General features: G+C 66.6%; 1 protein-coding gene. It reads right to left on the bottom strand.

What is annotated here, in order from left to right:
- On the bottom strand, window positions 1-3,487 hold a 3,487-nt coding region (locus ACFU99_RS37705), incomplete at both ends, for a hypothetical protein (RefSeq protein WP_384401417.1).

Genomic DNA, 3,487 nt, shown 5'->3' on the forward strand with positions numbered 1-3,487 from the left:
GTCCTGTGGTTTCTTGTGCGGGCCCCGGCGAGGATCACCGGCCGGAGCCTGCTGCGGCTCCGGAGTCTCCGCGCTCTGAGGAGCGGGATCGGCAACCCGGCGTGGACGGGGACGAGGCGTCGGAGCCGGAGTCTGCTGCGGCGAAGGAGCCGGTGCAGGAGCCGACGTCCGCGGAACCTGGGTCCGCGGGGCGGGCGTAGCCGGAGGCTGATCGGGAACCGGAGCGGTCACAGGGCGGGGAGTCGGCGTTCCGGCTCTCAACTGCCGCGGAGCCCGGGCGTCCTGAGCGGAGCGTGTCGGACGTGTGCTCGGTGGGGCCGGCTGCCCGGGAGCAGGAGCGGAACCAGGAGTAGCGCCGCCGCTGAAGCTCTGTGGCGCAGCCTGCTGATTTCGCGGGGCGGGCGTCTGGTGCGGTGTCGGCCTCGACGCCTGTGGCGATCTCGGCTGGCGCTCTGCCGGCGTCCGATCCGGAGTCCTGGCACCAGGCGTAGCCGGAGGCTGATCCGGAACCGGGGCGACCAGAGGACGGGGAGCCGGTGTTCCGGCTCCCAACTGCTTCGGGGCCCGGCTGTCTTGAGCGGAGCGTGTCGGACGTGTGCTCGGTGGGGCCGGCTGCCCGGAAGCAGGAACGGGGACGGGTCCAGGAGGAGCGCCGTCGTTGAAGCGCTGTGGTGCGGCCTGCTGATTCCCGCCCGAAGAGCTCTGCTGGCTCGGGGCGCCCATGCCGAACTGCGTCTGACCCGTCTGGCCGGCGACGGCCTTTCTGCTGGTAGGGGCAGAACCAGTGTTGCCGGCACTGTGCTGTCCCCGGGCGGTGCCGCGAGAGCTTGGCGGGTGCGTGGACGAGGCCAGAACTTCGCCGACGATGACCTTGTCGTCGTCCGAGGCGTACCCGAGATTCGACAGGCCGCCCTGGTTGCTCAGAGCCTGTGCCGTCTGTTTGTCCGAGTGCGAGCTGCCTGCTGTGCCGGTAGTCAGTTGCAGCGGACCGCCCTTGTCGCCGGGGCTGTCGCCCTGGGCAGACGCGGCCAGAGCGCCAGCAGGACCGCTGCCTCCCGCAGGACCACCGTCCAGCGCCGGGCTGTCCGGATCATCTGGACCACCCCTGCCGCCGCCCTCCAGGGCCAGCGGCCGCTTGCCGGTAGTCAGAGCCGTGGCGTCGCCGTTCGTGCCGCCGGCGTTCGTCGACGCCGTCTTGTCCGCTGGCTTGTCCGTGTTCGGAGACGTCGGGCCGCTGGGCTTGCTGTTGAATCCGTTGGCGAGCTTGTTGCCCAGGGCCATACCCGCACCGGCCCCTGCACCTGCGGCCAGAGCAGGCATCAGTCCGCCCTTGTCCGGCTTCGGCACGGTGTTGGTCTCCAGGAACTTGTCCACGAGCTTGGTGATCACCTCGTCCATCGCCTGCAGCACCGTCTTGCGGACCCGCAGCAGGGCGAAGGTGGTGCCCATGATCAGCAGCGACGAGATGAGTGTCAGGATCACTACGATGATGCCGCCGAGCGCGGGGCTGCCCCACAGGCCGCCCGGGCTCATGAGGCTCGACAGAGGGCCTGCCATGATGTCCGGGACCGAGATCAGGAACTCCGAGACGAACTGGTAGATGAACAGCGTGACGAGGACCTCCAGGATCAGTGCCATGGAGTAGATGATCACCTTGGCGATCGCGGCCATCGCGCCCAGCGTCGCGAACGGTACGGCTGCCACGAGGCCGAAGGTTCTCTTGATCGCGCCGGCCAGCATGCCGATGGCGTACCAGAAGCCGAGCAGGACGATGGAGCCCAAGACCGTGGCTGCGTTGGACCAGTACATAAATTTCGCCGGCCCCGTGCCCACCTGGCTGACGGTCATGTGGTTCTCGCGGGTGAACCCGCTGGTGGCGTTGTTCGACGAGTACATGGTCAGTGAACTGGGGCTGAACCCGGTGTTGAGGTAGTTGTACGCCGCGAGGGGGGACAGGTTGCATGAGGACGGCTTTTTGCCCACGGTGAAGCCGCAGTCGTTCTTCTTCCCGGTCGTCGTGAAGACCGTCGAGTCCTTGCTGGGGCGGGAGGAGGTCAGGCCTGTGCCGTCGGTCGAGATCACCGGGTGATCTGCTGGCTTCGGCCCCTTTTCCTCACCGAACCCTTCCACGTCGCCGTAGCTGTTCTTGTCGACGAACCAGCTCTTCTTGACGTCCGCCTTCTCGTCCAGTCGCGTGATCGAGCTCTTGATGCCCGATTCGAAGTCGGAGGCTGCGATCTCGTGGCTGGCGATGTACTTGCCGATGATCCCGAAGGTCGAGAACACCGCCTTGAAGTCGTCCGACGCGCTGGTGCCGACGGAGACGGTGCCGTCCTTCCAGGCCGACTCGGCGTCGTTGGCCTTCGTGCCGATGCCGATGCCGTTGAACGTCGCTCCGTGGGACTGCTTGTTGATCGCCAACGCGCTCGTGCGCACCGACATCATGGCGTCGGAGCTGGCCTGGTCGCCGTTCCAGGAGACAGTGGCCTGGTCCGGGATTCCGAGGCGGTCGTGCATCATCCACGCCTCGAAGTCGACGTAGGTGCTCAGTACGACGCGCGTCGGCCCCGCGTGCTGGCCGAGAACCGAGTTGTCGAACTTGTCGAGCACGCTGGTGTACATCGACCCGATGAGCGGCAGGCCGACGCCGATGAAGACGACACGCACGAAGAGCTTCTTGATCGCCGAGCCGCGGTCCATCTTCTTGAGCATGACCAGGCCGATGAGCAGGAAGCCGATGAAGATCGGCACCAGCACTTGCCATGAGATGTCGACGAGCAGGCCGTACCAGCCGCTGATCCAGTGCTGGAGGCCCGAGAGCGCGCCGCCTCCGGTGTCACCTCCCGTCATCCCGTCGGCGAAGGTCGGATTGACCGCCTTGACCGCTTGGTAGAACCACATGAAGGGGTTGATGAGCTTCAGGAACTGGAGGATGAGGTAGAACAGGGTGCCGACCGCCAGGGCCAGGGCGTAGAGGACCCAGATGACGGAGCCTCCTATCACGCTCACGATCTGCCCGCCGATGCCCGAGGACATCGTGTCCAGGCCGAGGTCAGCGTTGGCCGCCCCGAAGTGCGCGTAGTCGAGCATGCCCGAGTACTTCGCGTGGCCCTTGTCGTCTTTCGCTGCCAGGGTCTCATACGTGACGGTCTGCGAGGATCCTGATACCTCAGCGAAGAACCAGCCCACGATGTTGCCCAGGCTGAAATCCGGGTCGGCGTAGCCGAGCATGGAACCGCCCGAAGCAGGGCTGCCCGTGACCGGCTTCCAGTTCTTGTGCATGCCCTTGTCGTTCGACGGCGAGTTCTTCTCGCTGAAGTACGAGCTCGCGTTCGAGGCCAGCTGGTAGAGGCTGTAGTTGTCGCGCTCCTTTTTGTCCTCCGCGGACGCCGGCGAAGAGGTCACCGTCATGAGGACCGGCACGAACAGGGCGGCCAGGAGCACGAGGACGAGCCCGCGCGTGAGCCGGCCCCGGCCGGCCCTGGCA

It is taken from the genome of Streptomyces sp. NPDC057654 (genome assembly GCF_042800135.1).
Taxonomy (GTDB): Bacteria; Actinomycetota; Actinomycetes; order Streptomycetales; family Streptomycetaceae; genus Streptomyces.